At 70.1% G+C, this 19,076-nt stretch carries 15 protein-coding genes; 11 read left to right on the top strand and 4 right to left on the bottom strand.

Annotated features, from left to right (window positions below):
• Nucleotides 1-40 precede the first annotated feature (40 nt).
• Complete coding sequence (gene prfB, locus AC1Z3O_RS11620) at nt 41-1,114, bottom strand: peptide chain release factor 2 (RefSeq protein ID WP_483515870.1); 1,074 nt, start codon at nt 1,112-1,114, stop codon at nt 41-43.
• Between the two features lie 274 nt (nt 1,115-1,388).
• Here prfB and AC1Z3O_RS11615 point away from each other — a divergent pair, with 274 nt between their 5' ends.
• Entirely contained in the window at nt 1,389-2,123 is a 735-nt protein-coding gene (locus AC1Z3O_RS11615; protein ID WP_483515869.1) for a peptidoglycan DD-metalloendopeptidase family protein, read from the top strand.
• 73 nt (nt 2,124-2,196) lie between these two features.
• Here AC1Z3O_RS11615 and recJ read toward each other — a convergent pair whose 3' ends face one another.
• The gene (recJ, locus tag AC1Z3O_RS11610) at nt 2,197-3,894 is read right to left on the bottom strand and encodes a single-stranded-DNA-specific exonuclease RecJ (protein WP_483515868.1); all 1,698 of its coding nucleotides are present in this window, start codon (nt 3,892-3,894) and stop codon (nt 2,197-2,199) included.
• 88 nt (nt 3,895-3,982) lie between these two features.
• The gene (locus tag AC1Z3O_RS11605) at nt 3,983-5,080 is read right to left on the bottom strand and encodes a hypothetical protein (RefSeq protein ID WP_483515867.1); all 1,098 of its coding nucleotides are present in this window, start codon (nt 5,078-5,080) and stop codon (nt 3,983-3,985) included.
• Nucleotides 5,081-5,196: 116 nt separating this feature from the next.
• On the opposite strand from AC1Z3O_RS11605, the gene AC1Z3O_RS11600 reads away from it, so the two are divergent.
• The 4 genes from AC1Z3O_RS11600 (at nt 5,197) to AC1Z3O_RS11585 (ending at nt 10,610) form a co-directional block, all read left to right on the top strand.
• The gene (locus AC1Z3O_RS11600) at nt 5,197-6,447 is read left to right on the top strand and encodes a lipoprotein-releasing ABC transporter permease subunit (protein WP_483515866.1); all 1,251 of its coding nucleotides are present in this window, start codon (nt 5,197-5,199) and stop codon (nt 6,445-6,447) included.
• Nucleotides 6,440-7,195 (top strand): lipoprotein-releasing ABC transporter ATP-binding protein LolD, encoded by a 756-nt coding sequence (lolD, locus tag AC1Z3O_RS11595; RefSeq protein WP_483515865.1) that lies wholly within the window; start codon nt 6,440-6,442, stop codon nt 7,193-7,195. Before AC1Z3O_RS11600 ends, lolD begins: the two co-directional genes overlap by 8 nt.
• Before the next feature lie 23 nt (nt 7,196-7,218).
• Nucleotides 7,219-8,061 carry a TatD family hydrolase gene (locus AC1Z3O_RS11590; protein ID WP_483515864.1) on the top strand — a complete coding sequence of 281 codons (843 nt, stop codon included), beginning with the start codon at nt 7,219-7,221 and terminating at the stop codon, nt 8,059-8,061.
• A 71-nt stretch (nt 8,062-8,132) separates the two neighbouring features.
• Nucleotides 8,133-10,610 (top strand): DNA internalization-related competence protein ComEC/Rec2, encoded by a 2,478-nt coding sequence (locus tag AC1Z3O_RS11585; RefSeq protein WP_483515863.1) that lies wholly within the window; start codon nt 8,133-8,135, stop codon nt 10,608-10,610.
• A 132-nt stretch (nt 10,611-10,742) separates the two neighbouring features.
• Here the strand turns inward: AC1Z3O_RS11585 and AC1Z3O_RS11580 are convergent, their stop codons facing one another.
• Nucleotides 10,743-11,666 (bottom strand): MurR/RpiR family transcriptional regulator, encoded by a 924-nt coding sequence (locus AC1Z3O_RS11580; protein WP_483515862.1) that lies wholly within the window; start codon nt 11,664-11,666, stop codon nt 10,743-10,745.
• 241 nt (nt 11,667-11,907) lie between these two features.
• On the opposite strand from AC1Z3O_RS11580, the gene edd reads away from it, so the two are divergent.
• The 6 genes from edd to AC1Z3O_RS11550 all read left to right on the top strand — a co-directional run bounded on the left by edd (nt 11,908) and on the right by AC1Z3O_RS11550 (nt 19,076).
• Entirely contained in the window at nt 11,908-13,791 is a 1,884-nt protein-coding gene (gene edd, locus AC1Z3O_RS11575; protein WP_483515861.1) for a phosphogluconate dehydratase, read from the top strand.
• A gap of 173 nt (nt 13,792-13,964) precedes the next feature.
• Nucleotides 13,965-14,468, top strand: coding sequence for a gluconokinase (locus tag AC1Z3O_RS11570; protein ID WP_483515860.1), 504 nt, complete (start codon nt 13,965-13,967; stop codon nt 14,466-14,468).
• A gap of 289 nt (nt 14,469-14,757) precedes the next feature.
• A complete protein-coding gene (locus tag AC1Z3O_RS11565; protein ID WP_483515859.1) occupies nt 14,758-16,230 on the top strand; it encodes a circularly permuted type 2 ATP-grasp protein in 1,473 nt (490 codons plus the stop codon).
• Nucleotides 16,231-16,284: 54 nt separating this feature from the next.
• Nucleotides 16,285-17,238, top strand: a complete 954-nt coding sequence (locus AC1Z3O_RS11560) for an alpha-E domain-containing protein (protein ID WP_483515858.1) — start codon at nt 16,285-16,287, stop codon at nt 17,236-17,238.
• A 47-nt stretch (nt 17,239-17,285) separates the two neighbouring features.
• Nucleotides 17,286-18,113 (top strand): transglutaminase family protein, encoded by an 828-nt coding sequence (locus AC1Z3O_RS11555; protein WP_483515857.1) that lies wholly within the window; start codon nt 17,286-17,288, stop codon nt 18,111-18,113.
• 141 nt (nt 18,114-18,254) lie between these two features.
• Nucleotides 18,255-19,076, top strand: coding sequence for a proteasome-type protease (locus AC1Z3O_RS11550; protein WP_483515856.1), 822 nt, complete (start codon nt 18,255-18,257; stop codon nt 19,074-19,076).

Raw genomic sequence — 19,076 nt, 5'->3', positions numbered from 1 at the left:
CGGAGGACGGGGCGCGGCGAACCGCGCCCCGCTGGCTGCCTTACAGGCCCTGCTTCAGGCTGGCCTCGATGAAGGGATCGAGGTCGCCGTCGAGCACCTTTTGCGTGTTCGACATTTCCACGTTGGTACGCAGATCCTTGATGCGGCTCTGGTCCAGCACGTAGGAGCGGATCTGGTGACCCCAGCCCACGTCGGTCTTGCTCGATTCCAGCTTGTCAGCCTCGGCCTGGCGCTTGCGCATCTCGTGCTCGTAGAGCCGGGATTTCAGCATCGACATGGCCTCGGCACGGTTGCGGTGCTGCGAGCGGTCGTTCTGGCACTGCACCACGATGCCGGTCGGGGCGTGCGTGATCCGCACTGCCGAGTCGGTCTTGTTGATGTGCTGGCCGCCGGCGCCCGAGGCGCGGTAGGTGTCCACGCGCAGGTCCGCCGGATTGATCTCGACCTCGAAGGAGTCGTCCACCTCGGGGTAGACGAAGACCGACGAGAACGAGGTGTGGCGGCCGCCCGACGAGTCGAACGGCGACTTGCGCACCAGCCGGTGCACGCCGGTCTCGGTACGCAGGTAGCCGAAGGCATACTCGCCCTCCACCTTGATGGTGGCGCTCTTGATGCCGGCCACGTCGCCTTCGGATTCTTCCAGCACCTCGGCCTTGAAGCCCTTGCGCTCGCAGTACTTCAAGTACTGGCGCAGCAGCATCGAGGCCCAGTCGCAGGCCTCGGTGCCGCCGGCGCCGGCCTGGATGTCGATGAAGGCGTTGGCCTGGTCCAGCTCGCCCGAGAACATGCGGCGGAACTCCATGTCCTCGACGATGGCCTGGAAGCCCTGCACGTCGGCCTCGATGGCCTGCAGCGTGTCGTCGTCACCTTCCTCGCGCGCGAGCTCGAACAGCTCGTCCGCGCCCTCGAGGTCAGAGGTGAGCTTGCCGAGGACGCCGACCACGCCCTCGAGCATCTTCTTTTCCTTGCCCAGGTCCTGGGCCCGCTTGGGGTTGTTCCAGACGTCCGGGTCTTCGAGCAAGCCGTTGACTTCGTCGAGACGGCCTAGTTTGACTTCGTAGTCAAAGATACCCCCGTAGATCTTCCGTCCGGGAACGGAGATCGGAGATGGCACCGGAGATGGCGTTGAGGCGTTCTGCTTCCATGATGTTCCTGCGCTTCCAAAACCTTGAATTATAGCGGAATGCGGCGGATTCTCCGCGGGCTTTGGGGCTGCCGCGGCGAACCAGGCGCATGACGGGCGGTCTACTTTGCGGGTGGCCGGCAGGCCACCGCGCCCAGTGCGCCGGCGTTACCGCGGTCCGTCGTGTGCGCGCTGCGGCGATAATAGACGGTCCGGTCCGGGATCGTATGGACGAGACGGCACTTCCGTGCCCAACCCCGAGAGCATGAAGCAGACGATACAAGACAAGAACGACACCATGGCGGCACGCCGCCGCCTTCTGGGACTGCTGGCCGTGGCCGCGGTCGCGCCGCTCGCCGCCTGCGGCACGGTGGGCGACGGCCCCGTGCCGGACGGCTACTACCGCGTGCAGAGCGGCGACACGCTGTACGCCATCGCCCGCAAGAACCGGCGCAGCGTGCGCGATCTGGTGCGCTGGAACAATCTGCCTAGCGCGGACCGCATCGAGGTGGGGCAGTTGATCCGCGTCGTGCCGGCGGCTGGCGGCGGCAGCACTGCCTCCGCCGGGGGCAGCGGGGCGCCGGCGGCCGTCAAGGACACCCCGCGCGTCGACAACAGCGCGCCCGCCCGCCCGCCGGCCAGCCGCATCCGCCTGCAGTGGCCGGCCGATGGCGCGGTCACGGCCGGCTATGCGCCGCCGGCCAGCAAGGGCCTGCGCATCGCCGTGCCGGCCGGCGGTGTGGTGCGCGCGGCGGCCGCCGGACGTGCCATTCACGTCGGCGACCTGCGCGGCTACGGCATGCTGGTGATCATCAAGCACGATGAGGACTGGCTGACCGTCTACGGCAACCTCGACAAGCCCTCGGTCAGCGAGGACAGCCAGGTGGCCGTCGGCCAGGAAGTGGGGCGCATGGGCGCCGCCGCCAGCGAGCTGCATTTCGAAGTGCGCGCCGGCGGCAAGCCAGTCGATCCGTCCGCCTACCTGCCGTCGCGCGGCTAGGGGCGGTCGAACGAGGCCATTCGGGGCCATCCGGGCGGAGCGCCGCCTGCCGGCCCGCCGCGCGGGCCGGGCCTTACTGGGCGTGCTCGATCACCATCTGCACGCGCGTGGTGCCGTTGAAGGTGTTGTTGTCGAGCCGGTACGCCACCAGCGCGCTGGCGCCGAGCGAATCGGCGTGGTTGAACCAGATCGCGTCGAAGCGGCGCGCGCCGCGGCCCAGCAGCAGCTTCAGGTGCTTGCCCTTGAGCACGGTCTGGCGCAGCACGTCGAACTCGCCGCAGAAGGTCGGTGCGGGGAAGCCCTGGCCCCAGACCTGCTGGTCCAGCAGGTTGACGAAGTCCGGCGAGAAGCAACCATCTTCGATGTCGCCGTCCGTCTCGATCACGCGGGCGAGCTGTTCCTCGTCCAGCCATTCCCGGCCCACCGCCTCGAAGGCCTCCATGAACTGGCCGAAGGTATCGGCGCGCAGGGTCAGGCCGGCCGCCATCGCGTGGCCGCCGAACTTGACCAGCAGGCCCGGATGGCGCTTGGACACCAGGTCGAGCGCGTCGCGCAGATGGAAGCCGGGGATGGAGCGGCCGGAGCCCTTGATGGTGGCGTCGTCGCCGGGTGCGAAGGTGATCGTGGGCCGGTGGAATTTCTCCTTCAGCCGCGAGGCCACGATGCCGATCACGCCCTGGTGCCAGGTATCGTTGAACACGCTGACGGTATAGCGCGAGGCGGGGTCCAGCCCGGCCATCGGCTGCTCGAGGATCTGCAGCGCTTCCTGCTGCATGCCGGCCTCGATGTCGCGCCGCTCGCGGTTCATGCCGTCCAGCTCCTGGGCGATCTCCCACGCGCGGTTGGCGTCGTCGGTCAGCAGGCATTCGATGCCGAGCGACATGTCGGCCAGCCGCCCGGCGGCATTCAGGCGCGGCCCCAGGCCGAAGCCCAGGTCGAAGGTGTTGGCGCGTGCCGCCTCGCGCCCGGCGGCGCGGAACAGGGCCGCCACGCCGGGGTGCATGCGGCCCGCGCGCATGCGCTTGAGGCCTTGTGCCACCAGGATGCGGTTATTGCTGTCGAGCTTGACCACGTCGGCCACCGTGCCCAGCGCGACCAGGTCGAGCAGCGCATCCAGCCGGGGCTGGGTGCGAGAGTCGAACACGCCGCGCGCGCGCAATTCGGCCCGCAGCGCCAGCAGTACGTAGAACATCACGCCCACGCCCGCCAGGTTCTTGCTGGGAAAGTCGCAGCCCGGCTGGTTGGGGTTGACGATGACCGCCGCCTCGGGCAGCGTCGCGCCGGGCAGGTGGTGGTCGGTCACCACCACGTCGATGCCGCGTGCATTGGCCGCCGCCACGCCGTCGACGCTGGCGATGCCGTTGTCCACCGTGACGATCACGTCGGGCTGCTGGCGTGCGGCCAGTTCGACGATCTCAGGCGTCAGGCCGTAGCCGTACTCGAAGCGGTTGGGGACGATGTACTCCACGCGCGCGCCCAGCATGCGCAGGCCGCGCACACCGACCGCGCAGGCGGTGGCGCCGTCGCAGTCGTAGTCCGCGACGATCAGCAGGCGGCGGCCCGCGGCGATCGCATCGGCCAGGTAGGTGGCCGCATGCGCGATGCCCTTCATCTCGCCCGGCGGCTCCAGGCCAGGCAGTTCGGTGGCCAGTTCGTCGGGCTGGCTGACGCCGCGCGCGGACAGGATGCGGGCAAGGGTGGGATGCAGGCCGGCGGCGGCCAGGGTGGCAGCGTGTTCGGCCGAATAGGAGCGGGTGGCGATGCGGGTCATGCGGCGAGCGAATGCGTTGGGTTGGCGCGGCGGGCGGAGCCGGTGCCGGCGGTACCGGCGGTGCGGACGGGCAGGTGCGGTGTGGCGCTCATGCCGCGTAGGCCAGGTCGGACAGCAGGGCGCGCCAGTCCCCGCGCGCGCCGAGGCCGCGCCAGAACTTGCGCAGGTCGCCGCGCGTGACGCTGAACTCGGCAAAGTGGTGCTCGCCGGCGAGCACCAGGGTCACGGCCTGGCAGTCGCCGCGCTCCAGCGCCGCCAGCGCCGGCGCGAACCAGGCAGCTTCCAGGCCATGCATTGCTTCCAGCCAGCGTCCCCAGTCCTCGCCGATATGGGCCTCGGCCGCAGAGTCGAGCATCGCTAGCACGCTGCCGTTGGCGGCCTGGGCCACCGCCGTCAGCCCCGCTGGCGGGGCTTGGCAGGTTGCGCCCGCGGCCAGCGCCAGCCCGGCGAGGAAGGCGTCGTCGGTCAAGACGGTATCGGCCAGGCGCGGCACCGCTTGCAGACGGCCGCCGCCGTGCAGCCAGACCGAGTTGATGCTCAACTCGCCGGCGGCTTCGCGGGCCTGGTTGACGGGGTGGTCGAACCACGTCATCTGGATCTCGTTCTGCACACGGCGCCAGTCGCGCGCGCGTTCGCCTTCCTGCATCCAGATGTCGATGTTGCGGCCGGTGGCGCGCAGCGGCGTGGTGGCGTCGAGCGGGCCGAATGCGGATTCGGGCAGATACCAGCGCGCCGGCCCGAGCGTTTCCAGCCGGATGCCGGATTCGTCGAGCAGGCCCGCCACGGCGGCGTGCAGCGCCTCGGCCTCTGCGGGGCGGATGCGCAGCTGGGCGGGGTTCACCAGCACGAGGTGGTCGCGCGCGGCGTGGAGATGGACCGGCTGCAGGCAGGTCCAGGCCTGCTCGTCGGCGCTGCCGCCGTCGGCCAGCCGCATAAAGGGCGCGCTCGGCACACGCCGGCTGTCCAGGCCGGCGCGGCCGGCCAGCCAGCGTTCGTGCGGCAGGGTGCGCAGATAGGGGTCATCGTGCCGCTCGCGCGCGCCGGGTGTGGCCCGCGTCAGCAACTTTCCGAGCGCCGGCAGCTCCAACTGGCGCAGCAGGGCACCGGGCATGACGCTGGCATCGGCGTCGTCGCCCGTGCCCGGCGGCACGGAAAAAGGCACAATCAGGGTCAGGTGCGTCATCATGATTGCCGAGATTGTAAACTTCCGGCTGGCCGGCGGCGACAAGACGTGATGGCACAGCCTCCGGGCCGCTGCTGATGGCGGTGCCGCAGGCCTTTACCCGAACAACAGGAATCCTCTTGAATTTTCCCTACGAGTGGCAGATCGGCTGGCGCTATACCCGCGCAGGCAAGCGCGCCAGCCGCAATTCCTTCATCTCGTTCATCTCGATGATCTCGATGTCCGGCATCGCGCTGGGCGTGGCGGCGCTGATCGTGGTGCTGTCCGTGATGAACGGTTTCCAGAAGGAGGTGCGCGACCGCATGCTGTCGGTGTTGTCGCATATCGAGGTCGTCTCGCCCGGTGCGTTGCCGGACTGGCAGCGCACCGCCACTGAGGCCATGCGCAACAAGGAAGTGATCGGCGCGGCACCCTATGTGGCGGCGCAGGCCATGCTGACCCGCGAGGACGTGGTGCGCGGCGTGCTGCTGCGCGGCGTCGATCCGGCGCAGGAGCCCAAGGTGTCGGACCTCGGCAAGCAATTCCGCGCCGGCGAGCTGGACCGGCTGCGGCCGGGCGAGTTCGGCATCGCGCTAGGCAATGAACTGGCCAATGCGCTGGGCGTGCAGCTGGGCGACAAGGTCACGCTGGTGGCGCCGCAGGGGACCATCACGCCGGCCGGCGTGCTGCCGCGGCTCAAGCAGTTCACCGTGGTCGGCGTCTTCTCGTCCGGGCATTTCGAGTTCGATAACGCCATGGCGCTGATCAACCTGCAGGATGCCGAGACGCTGTTCCGGCTGTCCGGGCCCAGCGGCGTGCGGCTCAAGCTGACGGACATGCAGCGCGCGCCGGAAGTGGCCAACCAGCTGGCCGGCACACTGTCCGGCGAACTCTATGTGCGCGACTGGTCGCAGCAGAACCGCAACTGGTTCGCCGCCGTGCAGACCGAGAAGCGCATGATGTTCATCATCCTGACGCTGATCATCGCCGTGGCCGCCTTCAACCTGGTGTCGACGCTGGTGATGACCGTCACCGACAAGCAGGCCGACATTGCCATCCTGCGCACCATGGGCGCGCAGCCCCGCTCGATCATGAAGATCTTTATCGTGCAGGGCGTGGCCATCGGCTTCATCGGCACGCTGCTGGGCGTGGCCGGCGGCACCCTGATCGCCACCAATATCGACGTGATCGTGCCCTTTATCGAGCGGCTGCTGCATGTGCAGTTCCTGCCGCGCGACATCTACTTCATCAGTGAACTGCCTTCGGATCCCCGTGTGAACGATATTGCTACCATCGGCATCATTTCCTTCGTGCTGGCCTCGCTGGCCACGCTCTACCCGAGCTGGCGCGCCGCTCGTGTCAACCCGGCGGAGGCGCTGCGCTATGAGTGAACAGAACGTAATGATCGCGGGGGCAGCCCGCACCGGCCAGCCGGGCGGCAGCGGCGGCGCGGGCAACGGCGCGCCGGTGCTGGCGGCAGAAGGCCTCACCAAGCGCTTCCGCCAGGGCGGGCTCGATGTCGAGGTGCTCAAGGGCGTGGACATCCGCATCGACTCCGGCGAGAAGGTCGCCATCGTCGGCGCGTCCGGCTCGGGCAAGAGCACGCTGCTGCATGTGCTCGGCGGGCTGGACAATCCCGACAGCGGGCGCGTGGCGCTGCAAGGCAAGCCCTTCACGGACCTGAGCGAACGCCAACGCAATACCGTGCGCAACCGCGCGCTGGGCTTCGTGTACCAATTCCACCACCTGCTGCCGGAGTTCACCGCACTGGACAACGTGGCGATGCCGCTGCGCATCCGCGGCCAGACGCAGGCCGAGGCGCGCGCGACGGCCCAGGCCATGCTCGAGCGCGTGGGCCTGGGCCGCCGCAGCGAGCACAGGCCTGGCGAGCTCTCGGGCGGCGAACGGCAGCGCGTGGCGATCGCGCGCGCGCTGGTGGGGCAGCCCGCCTGCGTGCTGGCCGACGAGCCCACCGGCAACCTTGACGACCATACCGCGGGCGGCGTCTACGACCTGATGCTGGACCTGTCACTCAGCTTCGGCACCAGCTTCGTCATCGTTACGCACGACATCGACCTGGCCAACCGTTGCGACCGCGTGCTGCGGCTGCGCGACGGCCACCTGCACCAGGAACGCTGAGCCGCCGGCCCGCGCCACGCACCATGTGGATCGACACTCACTGCCATCTCGACGCCGCCGAGTTCGACGCGGACCGCGATGCGGTCGCGTCGGCGGCCGGTGCGGCCGGGGTCAGCGGCATTGTGCTGCCGGCCGTGGCGACCTGGAACTTCGAGGCGGTGCGGGCCTTGTCGCAGCGGCATGCCGGCTGTGTCTACGCGCTCGGCATCCATCCGCTGTACTCACAGGACGCGGGCCAGCCTGAGCTGGACCGCCTGCGCGCGGAAGTGGCCGCCGCGATCGACGATCCGCGCTTTGTCGGCATCGGCGAGATCGGGCTCGATTTCTTCGCGCCGGGCCTGGATGCCGCGCACCAGACCTGGCTCTACGTCGAGCAGTTGAAGATCGCGCGCGAATTCGCCTTGCCTGTGCTGCTGCATGTGCGCAAGTCGCAGGACCAGGTCAGTGCCCAGCTGCGCCGTGTCGGCGTGCGCCAGGGCATCGCCCACGCCTTCAACGGCAGCCTCGCCCAGGCGCAGCGCTTCCTCGACCTGGGACTGAAGCTCGGCTTCGGCGGCAACCTGACCTTCTCGCGTGCGCGGCAGATCCGGCGGCTGGCGGCCGAGCTGCCGCTCGAGGCCATCGTGCTGGAAACCGATGCGCCCGATATCGCGCCGGCCTGGCTGTCCGATGACCAGTTCGGCGAGCAGCACAAGGCGCGCAACACCCCCGCCGAGGTGGCCGGCGTGGCGCGCGTGCTGGGCGAGCTGCGCGGCATCGCGCCGCAGACGCTGGCCGAAGCCATGTGGCGCAACTCGGTGGCGGCGCTGCCGCGGCTGGCCGCCTTCGCCGATATCATGGCGCCGTCCGGCGCCGTCACAGACTGACACTGCACTGAGACGGCCGCGGCCGTATAAGCAGGCTCACCGTCATCCGCGCCGTGCGCGGGGGAGCCGCGATGCGCCTGTTCCTGCTTGCCTTCGTCGTCGGTTGCTGGATGCTCCAGCAGCAGCCCGCGCTGCCCGGCGCCCGGGCTGCCTTCGTGCTTGCCGCCGTGGCGGTGCTGCTGTCGGCGGCCTGCTTTTACTGGGGGCGCCGCGCCCCGCTGGCGGCGTGCGGCGTGGCCTGCCTGCTGGGATTGCTGGCTGGATTCAGCTGGGCGGCGTGGCGCGCCGAGCAGCGGCTCGCCGACTGGCTGCCGGCCACGCTGGAGGGCAGAAGCATTGCTGTGCGCGGCGTGGTGGCCGGCCTGCCGGCGCAGGCCGAGCCGGGGCTGCGCTTTCTATTCGCCATCGAGCACGGCGACGCCGGCATGCCGCTGCCGCAGCACGTGCTGCTGAGCTGGCGCGAGGCGCCGGCGGACCTGCGCCCGGGCGAGCGGCGCGCCTTCGTCGTGCGGCTGCGGCGGCCGCGCGGCCTGGCCAATCCCTATGGCTTCGATTACGCGTACTGGCTGCTTGGGCAGGGCGTCGGCGCCACCGGCTACGTGCGCAGCGCGGACGAGGGCTTCGCCATTGCCGCCGGCGAGCGCTTCGCCTGGCGCATCGAGGCCTGGCGCCACGCGCTGCGTGCCCACATCCGTGCCAACCTGCCGCCGGACGCACGCTACGGCGCAGTGCTGGTGGCGCTGGTCGTGGGCGACCAGCGCGGCATCGCCGCGTACGACCGCGAGGTCTTCAACCGCACTGGCATCGGGCACCTGATCAGCATCTCCGGGCTGCACATCACCATGATCTCAGGCATGGCGGGGGCGCTGGCCGCCTGGGCCTGGCGCCATTCCTTCGGCCTGGGCGGGCGCCTGCGGCGGCCGCTGCCGCTACGGGTGCCGGCACGCAAGATCGGCCTGCTGGCTGCGGTGCCGGCCGGGCTAGGCTACGCCCTGGTGGCCGGCATGGAGGTGCCCGCACTGCGCACGGTGGCGATGCTGTCGGTGGCCGCAATCGCGCTCTGGAGCGGGCGCGCCGCACCGGGTTCGCTGGTGCTGGCCTGGGCCGGGCTGGCCGCGCTCGCCGTCGATCCCTGGGGCGTGATGTCGCCTGGATTCTGGCTGTCCTTCTGCGCCGTGGGCGTGATCTTCCTGGCGGCGGCGCGGCCCTCCATGGCGCCCGTGCAGGGGTGGGCGGCGCGCACCGGCGCGGCCCTGGCCCAGGCCGCGCGCACGCAATGGGCGGTGACGGTGGGGCTGGTGCCGCTTACCTTGCTGCTGTTCCAGCAGACCTCCGTCATCTCGCCGCTGGCCAACGCGGCAGCCATTCCCCTGGTGAGCTTTGTTGTGACGCCGCTGTCGCTGCTGGCCGCCATCCTGCCGGCACCCGTGGCCACGCCGTTGCTGGCGCTGGCGCACGGCTGCCTGTCCTGGCTGGCGGCCGGGCTCGAATGGCTGGCGGCGCCGTCCTGGGCGGTCTGGCGTGCCGCCGACGCGGGGCCCGCCGCGCTCGCGCTGGCGGCGCTGGGAGCGCTGTGGCTGGTGGCGCCGGCCGGTTTCGGGCTGCGTGTGCGCCTGCACGGACTGGTGCTGGCGCTGCCGATGCTGGTGGCAGGCCGCTCGCCGGTCCCGGCCGGAGTGTTCCGCGCCACCGCCTTCGATGTCGGCCAGGGCACGGCCGTGCTGGTCGAAACACGCCGGCACGTGATGCTGTATGACGCGGGGCCGGCCTATGGGACGGCTTCCAGCGCGGGCGACCGGGTCATCGTGCCGCACCTGCGCGCGGCGGGTGTCACGCGGCTGGACCTGCTGATGGTGAGTCACGAGGACGCGGACCATGCGGGCGGCGTCGCTGCCGTGCTGGGCGCCGTGCCAGTGGCGGCGCTGTCCACGGCGGCGCCGCCCGGGCACGCGCTGCTGGCCCAGCCGCCTGGGCGGCAGCCGCTGGCATGGGCGCCGTGCGCGGCCGGGCAGGGCTGGGAGTGGGACGGGGTGCGTTTCACGGTGCTGCATCCGCCCGCCGCGCAATCGCAATCAGCGGTCTACGAAAGCAATGCGCGCAGCTGCGTGCTGCGCGTCGCGGCGGCGTCGGGCGAGGGGGCAGAGGAGGGCGCTGGTGAGGGCGCAGACCAGGCGCCCCCGGCAAGCCTGCTGCTTACCGGCGACATCGGGCGCGCCGAGGAAGGCGCGCTGGTCGCGGCGCTGCCGCAGGAGGCGCTGCGCGCCACCGTGCTGGTGGTGCCGCACCATGGCAGCGGCACGTCTTCCAGTCCGGGCTTCCTGGCCGCGGTGGCGCCGCAGTCCGGAGTGTTCCAGCTCGGCCACGCCAACCGCTACCGCCATCCGCGCGCGGACGTGTGGGCGCGCTACGGCGCCTTGGGCATCGCGCGCTACCGCTCGGACGAGGCTGGCGCGATCGTGATGACATCCGAGGGCGCCGACGTTCACGTAGAGTCTTACCGGCAGCAGGTCCGGCGTTATTGGCGGGATTCTCCGGAGGTGCCGCGCTGATGCGCCTGTGGTGGTGCCCGTCGCAGCGCGGGATATGTCTGGGCTGGTCTTGCCCCGGCTTCGGGATGGCCCGGCGGCGAAGCCGGCACACAGTGCCGCCGGGCGGCCGCAGGTGCGGCCCCAAGTGCAGCCTCAGGCGGTCTTGCGCCGGCGCGGCTTGGCGGGTGCCGTGCCGCCGCCACGACGGACCTTGGCGGGCTGCACCGGCAGCGACGGCTCCGCGCCGGCGATGCGGCGTTCGCGCAGGTGGGCCTTGGCGCGCTGCAGGCCGGCGGCCACGGTATCGGCGCGCTCCAGCGCCACGCCGGTGGCCAGCACGTCGCCCAGCACCAGGTGGCAGATGCGCGAGGTCATGGGCGTGTAGACCTCGCTGTCCTCTTCGACGTCGGAGAAGACGCAGACATCGGCCAGCGCCGCCAGCGGCGAGCCGCTGTGGGTCAGCGCCAGCACGCTGGCGCCGCTGCCGCGCGCCAGCGTGGCGGCGGCCAGGATGTCCCAGGTGCGGCCGCTGTTGGAGACCAGCACCGCCACATCGCCGGGGCCGAGCAGGGCGGCCGACATATTGAAGACGTGGGGGTCGGAGTAGGCCGTGGTGGGAATGCCCAGGCGGAAGAACTTGTGCTGGATGTCCAGCGCCACGATGCCGGAATTGCCGCAGCCGTAGAACTCGATGCGGCGCGCGCCCGCCAGCAGCCGGATGCCATGCTCGATCTGGTCGGCCGACAAGGCGTTGCGCACCGTCATCAGCGTCGAAATGGTGCGGTCGAAGACCTTGCCGGCGATGTCAGCGGGCCGGTCCTCGGCGCTCACGTCCTGGTGGACGAAGGGGGTGCCGCCGCCCACATTCTGTGCGAACTGCAGCTTGAACTCGCGGAATCCGTCATAGCCCAGCGCGGCGCAGAAGCGCGCAATGGTGGGCTGGGATACGCCGGCGCGCTCGGCCAGTTCCGGCATCGACAAGCGGATGACGCTGGCACCGTGCCGCGCCACATAGTCCGCCAGGCGGCGTTCGGAAGGGCGGAGCGTGTCATAGACGGCGAGGATTCTGTCGCGCATGGGGCAGTGGATGAATTGGGTATGTAGATATTCTACAAAAAAAGCGCCGAATCATCGCCGGGAGGCGTTGCCCGCGCAGCTAGGGGTTTCCCTAGAGTGGCTAGGAATTGCGGGCCTTAGTGCATCTCGCGCAGCCGGCCCTGTTCGCTTCCACGCCCTGAGCCGATATAATGTAGAAAATCTACAGAGCCGGCGAGGCCGGCACACTGTGCCCCACTGACTACGGAGAGACCGTCCCGCCATGCCGCAATCCGTCCATGCCGAAGTCCAGGCCGTCACCGCGCGCGTGACCGAGCGCAGCCGCGCCAGCCGCGCCGCCTACCTGGCGCGCTGCGAACGCGCCCAGCGCGAACTGGGGCCCCAGCACGGCTTGTCCTGCGCCAACCTGGCGCACGGCTACGCTGCGCTGCCGGCCGCCGACAAGCTGCGGCTGCGCGTGGAGCACGCGCACAACCTGGGCATCGTCACCGCTTACAACGACATGCTGTCGGCGCACCAGCCCTACGAGCGCTATCCCGGCGTGATCCGCGAGGCCGCGCGCGCGGCGGGGGCGGTTGCGCAGGTGGCCGGCGGCGTGCCGGCCATGTGCGATGGCATCACGCAGGGCAACGCCGGCATGGAGCTGTCGCTGTTTTCGCGCGATGTGATCGCCATGAGCACGGCGGTGGCGCTGTCGCACAATACCTTCGATGCGGCGGTGATGCTCGGCGTATGCGACAAGATCGTGCCCGGCCTGCTGATGGGCGCGCTGCAGTTCGGCCACCTGCCGGTGGTGTTCGTGCCGGCCGGCCCGATGGCCAGCGGCCTGCCCAACAAGGAGAAGGCGAGAGTGCGGCAGCTTTACGCGACCGGCCAGGTCGGCCGCGACGCGCTGCTGCAGGCCGAATGCGAGGCCTATCATGGCGCCGGCACCTGCACCTTCTACGGCACCGCCAACAGCAACCAGTTCCTGATGGAGGTGATGGGCCTGCATCTGCCCGGCGCGGCCTTCGTCCACCCGGACACCGGCCTGCGCGATGCGCTGACGGCCGCCGCTGCGCAGCGTGCGCTGGCGCTGTCGGCGCGCGGCGGCGAATACCTGCCGCTAGCCCGCATCGTCGACGAGCGCGCGGTGGTCAATGCGATCGTCGGCCTGCTGGCCACGGGCGGCTCTACCAACCACAGCATCCATCTGGTGGCGATGGCGCGCGCGGCCGGCATCCTGATCGACTGGGACGATTTCGATCGCCTGTCGCGCGCCACGCCGCTGCTGGCGCGCGTGTATCCGAACGGCTCGGCCGACGTCAACCATTTCCACGCGGCCGGCGGCGTCGCCTTCGTGATCCGCGAACTGCTGGCGGCCGGCCTGCTGCACGAGGACGTGCAGACGGTGGCCGGCCCGGGCCTGTGGCGCTACACCCAGGAACCGGTGCTCGACGGCGGCGTGCTGCGCTGGCGCGATGGCCCGGCCGTGAGCGGCGACGCCCATGTGCTGGCCACTGCTGCCGCGCCGTTTGCGGCCGAGGGCGGCCTGCGCCTGATGCAGGGCAACCTCGGGCGCGGCGTGATCAAAATTTCGGCGGTGGCGCCGGAACACCGCGTAGTGGAGGCGGCGGCACGCGTATTCGACTCGCAGGAGGCGCTGCAGGCGGCCTTCGATGCGGGTGAGCTGGATTGCGACGTGGTGGCGGTGGTGCGCTTCCAGGGGCCTGCCGCCAATGGCATGCCGGAGCTGCACCGCCTGACGCCGGCGCTGGGTGCGCTGCAGGATGCGGGCCGCCGGGTGGCGCTGGTGACCGACGGGCGCATGTCCGGCGCGTCGGGCAAGGTGCCGGCGGTGATCCACGTCGGTCCGGAGGCCCTGGCCGGCGGCATGCTGGCGCGCGTGCGCGACGGCGACCGCATCCGCGTCGACGCCGAGGCGGGCACGCTGCAATGGCTAGGCGACGCGGCGGAACTGGCCGCGCGCGCGCCCGTCGCGGCGCCGGACGACGCCTTCGCCGGCTTCAGCGTCGGGCGTGGCCTGTTCGGCCTGTTCCGCCGACAGGCGCGTGGCGCCGAGGCAGGGGGCAGCGCGCTCGACCTGTCGGAGGTGGACGCCATGCCGGCGGACGCTGTCCAAGCCGGCGCGGCGGTCGCACAATAGGTTCCCAGGCCTGATCTCAGGCGCCACCCCTCCCGACCAGATGGCATGGCTTCCCGGCGGGGCAGGCCGCACGGGAGCCAGCGCGCGCCGCACGCCGGCGCGCCAGACGACAACCGGCAAGCGATAAGCGACAAGGATGGGCACACCATCCGAGCATGATCGATGGAGCAGACATGATCTATATCCTGATGGGCGTATCCGGCAGCGGCAAGACCACGGTCGGCCAGATGCTGGCGCAGCGGCTGCATTGCGGCTTCCACGACGCCGACGAATTCCACAGCGCGGCAAACAAGGCCAAGATGCACGCCGGCGTGCCGCTGACCGACGAAGACCGCTGGCCCTGGCTGGCGGCGATGCGCGCGGCCATCGACGCCGCCCGCGCCGAGGGGCGGACCCATGTGTTCACCTGCTCGGCGCTGCGCCAGGCCTATCGCGACCGGCTGTTGCCGCCCGACGGGGGCGTGACCTTCGTCTTCATGAAGGGCGACGCCGGGCTGATCGGCGAGCGCCTGTCGGCGCGCAGCGACCATTTCTTCAATCCGGCGCTGCTGCAGAGCCAGTTCGACACGCTCGAAGAGCCGGTCGGCGCGCTGGTGCTCGATATCCGCCAGGCGCCCGAGACCCTGGTGGACACGATCCTGGCGGCCAGGCCCGCCGGCTGCGGCGTCCGCGGCTAAGGTCGCGCCGCTCGCCGCGCCCCCTCCGGGCTGCCGGGCAGACCGTGTCCGGCCCTCTTCCTCCTTCAGTGCCCTGGCAGGCATCTTGCATGATGCTGACCGCGCCCCGGGAATGCCGCAGCTTGCGGCTTGCACGGGTGCGGGTATGCTGAAAGAGTCGGCAAGCGGCTCCTGGCAGGCGCTCGCGCAGCGGTTTTCCGCGCTGCGGGAGCGCAGCCGGGATCGCGAACCAGGCCACTAACAGGCGATCCGGGGGTTGGGACGCCCACCACATGGGGGAAGGGTGATCATGGCGGCGCGGTTTTTCGACGAGATGCTGGACCTGCGGGGCGATGCGGCCCAGGCCATCAAGGCGGGCGAGGACTTGCCGGCGGGCGTGGTGCGGCCGCACTACCGGCACTTCGCGGACTGGCTGGCAGGGCAGTCCGAGGCGATCATGGCCAACAAGCGCGCGGAGGCCGACCTGATCTTCCGGCGCGTGGGCATCACCTTTGCCGTCTACGGCGACAAGGACGAGTCCAACAGCGGCACCGAACGCACGATCCCGTTCGATGTGATCCCGCGCATCTTCCCGGCCAGCGAATGGGCGGTGCTGGACAAGGGCCTGCGCCAGCGCGTGGCGGCGCTGAACCGCTTCGTCCACGATATCTACCACGGGCAGGACATCATCCGCGCCGGCGTGATCCCGCCGGACCAGATCTACAACAACGCGCAGTACCGGCCGGAGATGCTGGGCATCGAGGTGCCGCAGGGCATCTATGCCCACGTCGCGGGCATCGACGTGGTGCGCGCCGGCGAGGGCGAGTTCTTCGTGCTGGAGGACAACCTGCGGGTGCCGTCCGGGGTGTCCTACATGCTGGAAAACCGCAAGATGATGATGCGGCTGTTCCCTGAGCTGTTCGCACGCAACCGCGTGGCGCCGGTGGCCCACTATCCGGACCTGCTGCTGGAGATGCTGCGCAGCGTGTCGCCGCAGGCCATCGCCGACCCCACCGTGGTGGTGCTGACACCCGGCATGTACAACTCCGCCTATTTCGAGCACGCCTTCCTGGCCCAGCAGATGGGCGTGGAGCTGGTCGAAGGCAGCGACCTGTTCGTGCAGGACGAACACCTCTATATGCGCACCACGCAGGGCCCGCAGCGCATCGACGTGATCTATCGCCGCGTCGACGACGACTTCCTCGATCCGCTGGCCTTCCGTCCCGACTCGGCGCTGGGCGCCGCGGGCCTGTTGTCGGTCTACCGGGCCGGCAACGTGACCATCTGCAATGCCATCGGCACCGGCGTGGCCGACGACAAGTCGATCTATCCCTATGTGCCGGACATGATCCGCTTCTACATGGGCGAGGAACCGCTGCTGGCCAACGTGCCGACCTATATGTGCCGGCGCCCGGACGACCTGCAATACGTGCTCGACCACATGGCCGAACTGGTGGTCAAGGAAACGCACGGCGCCGGCGGCTACGGCATGCTGGTCGGCCCGGCGGCCACGCGCGCGGAGATCGACACCTTCCGCGAGGTGGTCAAGGCGCGGCCCGCGCAGTACATCGCGCAGCCGACTCTAGCGCTGTCGACCTGCCCGACCTATGTGGAAGCCGGCATCGCGCCGCGCCACATCGACCTGCGGCCCTTCGTGCTGTCCGGGCGCGAGGTGCGCATGGTGCCGGGCGGCCTGACGCGCGTGGCACTGCGCGAGGGCTCGCTGGTGGTCAATTCCTCCCAGGGCGGGGGCACCAAGGACACCTGGGTGCTGGAGCGCTGAGCGGACGCCGGCGTGCGCGCCGGCCACGATGATTGCATTGCGAGGAGCCGAACCATGCTGAGCCGCACCGCCGACCATCTGTTCTGGATGGCGCGCTACACCGAGCGCGCGGAGAACACCGCGCGCATGCTCGACGTCAACTACCAGACCTCGCTGCTGCCGCAGTCGGCCGAGGTGGCCGAGCAGGGCTGGTGGGCCATGCTCGACATCTCCGAGCTGACCGGGGCCTTCGACAACAAGTATGGGCTGCTGTCGCGCGACGACGTGATCGATTTCATGGTGCGCGACATGACCAATGCCTCGTCGATCATGAGCTGCCTGCGCGCAGCGCGCGAGAACGCGCGGGCCGTGCGCGGCTCGCTGACCACCGAGGTCTGGGAGACCATCAACACGACCTGGCTGGAGGTGCAGCGGCTGATCGCCGATGGAGAGCTGCGGCAGGATCCGTCGCGCTTCTTCGAGTGGGTCAAGTTCCGCTCGCATCTGGCGCGCGGCGTCCAGTTCGGCACCATGCTCAAGGACGACGCCTTCCATTTCATGCGCCTGGGCACCTTCCTGGAGCGCGCCGACAACACCGCGCGCATCCTGGACGTGAAGTTCCAGTCGTCGGGCGGCGATGAGAGCGACCCGCAGCGGCTCGAGAACGACTTCTACCATTGGGCGGCGGTGCTGCGCTCCGTCTCGGGCTTCGAGGTCTACCGCAAGATCTACCGCACGGTGATCACGCCGGAAAGAGTGGCCGAGCTGCTGATCCTGCGCCCGGACATGCCGCGCTCGCTGGTATCGAGCATGGACGAAGTGGTGGCGATCCTGGCACAGGTGCGCAACCAGCAGTCCGGCGAGACCGAGCGCCAGGCTGGTAAACTCCACGCCGACCTGAAATACGCCCGCATCGAAGACATCTTCGCCGTCGGCCTGCACGCCTTCCTGACCAGTTTCCTGGAGCGCATCGGCGATCTCGGCAACGGCATCAGCGTCGATTTCCTCGTGCCGCCACTGGCCGCCTAGCCTTGGCGGGGCGGTCTGCAAGCCGCCCCGCGCCGGCCCTGTTTATCGTGAAATACAAGATTCGCCATCACACCGTCTATCACTATGCCGAGCCCGTCCGGCGCAGTGTCCACGAACTGCGCCTGGCGCCGCGCTCGGGCCCGCTGCAATCCGTCCATGACTGGAAGATCGAGGTCCCGGGCAAGCTGTCGGAGGCGCGCGATGGCTTCGGCAACATCGTGCATAACTTCACGCTGGGTGCGCCAAGCGACACCATCGGCATCACCGCCTGGGGCGAAGTAGAGGTACTCGGCGCCGAAGACGGCGTGCATGGGTGCTACCAGGACCTGGCGGGGGAGGGCGAGGTGCGTGTCTCGCCGCTCTATTTCCTCTCGGGCACGCCGCTGACTGTGGCCCCGCCGGAATTGCGCGCCTTCGCCGCGCCCTACCTGGCCGCGGGGCACGAGGCGCCTGCACTGCTGGCGCTGGCCGAAGCCATCGGCGGCCACGTGCGCTATCAGCCTAACGCGACCAGTGTGGAGACGACGGCCGCCGAGGCCTTCGCGCACGGCGTCGGCGTCTGCCAGGACCAGGCGCACGTGATGGTGGCGGCCTGCCGTGCCTTCGGCATCCCGGCGCGCTACGTCAGCGGCTACTTCTACGATCCCGAGGCGGTCGAACTGGCCAGCCATGCCTGGGCGGACATCTGCCTGGATGCCGGCAGCGCGCTGTGGTGCAGCATCGATGTCACGCACGGATGCCTGACCGACGCGCGCCATGTGCGCCTCGCCGTGGGGCCCGACTATCCGTCGGCTGCACCGATCCGGGGCATACGCGAGGGCGGGCGCGGCGAGACGCTGACGGTGGAGATCGAGATCCTGCCCGCGGCGGCCTGAGCCCGGCCTCCCGGCCCGTGGCGGGGGCCACAACCGAGCGCCGCCTCCACTGCGGGGACGGTGCCGGGCGCTAGAATGCCGGGAGAACCCGCCCGCGCCGCGCGCGCCGGGCAAGCGAATGCAAGACAACAAGACCGAAACATGACGTACTGCGTGGCCATGCGGCTCGATGCCGGCCTGGTGTTCCTGTCCGATTCCCGTACCAATGCCGGCGTCGATGCCGTCGCCACGGCGCGCAAGATGACCGTCTTCGAGGAGCCCGGCGACCGCGTGATGGTGCTGCTGACCGCGGGCAACCTGGCCATCAGCCAGGCCGTGCGCCAGATCCTGATGGAGGGGCGCGACGAGAAGCGCTCGCTGTGGAAGGCCCGCGACATGTTCGAGGCAGCTTCCATCGTCGGCGAGGCCGTGCGCCAGGTGCACAAGCGCGATGCCCATGCGCTGCGCGAGGCCGGCATCGACTTCAACGTCAGCCTGATCTTCGGCGGGCAGATCCGCGGCGAGCCAGTGCGGCTGTTCAATGTCTACGCGGCGGGCAACTTCGTCGAGGCCACGCCGGAGAACTGCTATTTCCAGATCGGCGAGGCCAAGTACGGCAAGCCCATCGTGGACCGCGTGGTGCAGCCTTCGATGCCGCTGGGCGAGGCGGCAAAATGCGCGCTGATCTCGATGGATTCGACGCTGAAATCGAATATTTCGGTGGGTTTGCCGCTGGATCTGCTGGTCTATGAAGCGGATGCGCTGCGCGTCACGCGCTTTGTCAGCATCGACGAGAAGAACGCCTACTTCCGCATGATCCGCGACACCTGGGGGCAGCGCCTGCGACAGGTCTTCGGCGAGATCAGCGACCCGCAATGGGACGCCTCGCAGCCGGCGGAATTTCCGCTGGCGCGCCAGGGCGAAGCCGACCGCTGGGGCCAGCCGGTGCGCGCGCGCCGCGCGCGGCCGGGCCCACAGCGCTGA

It is taken from the genome of Cupriavidus sp. 09_S30, from assembly GCF_056930435.1.
The sequence above is the reverse complement of the archived record's forward strand: the minus strand, read 5'-3'. Positions and strand labels throughout refer to the sequence as shown.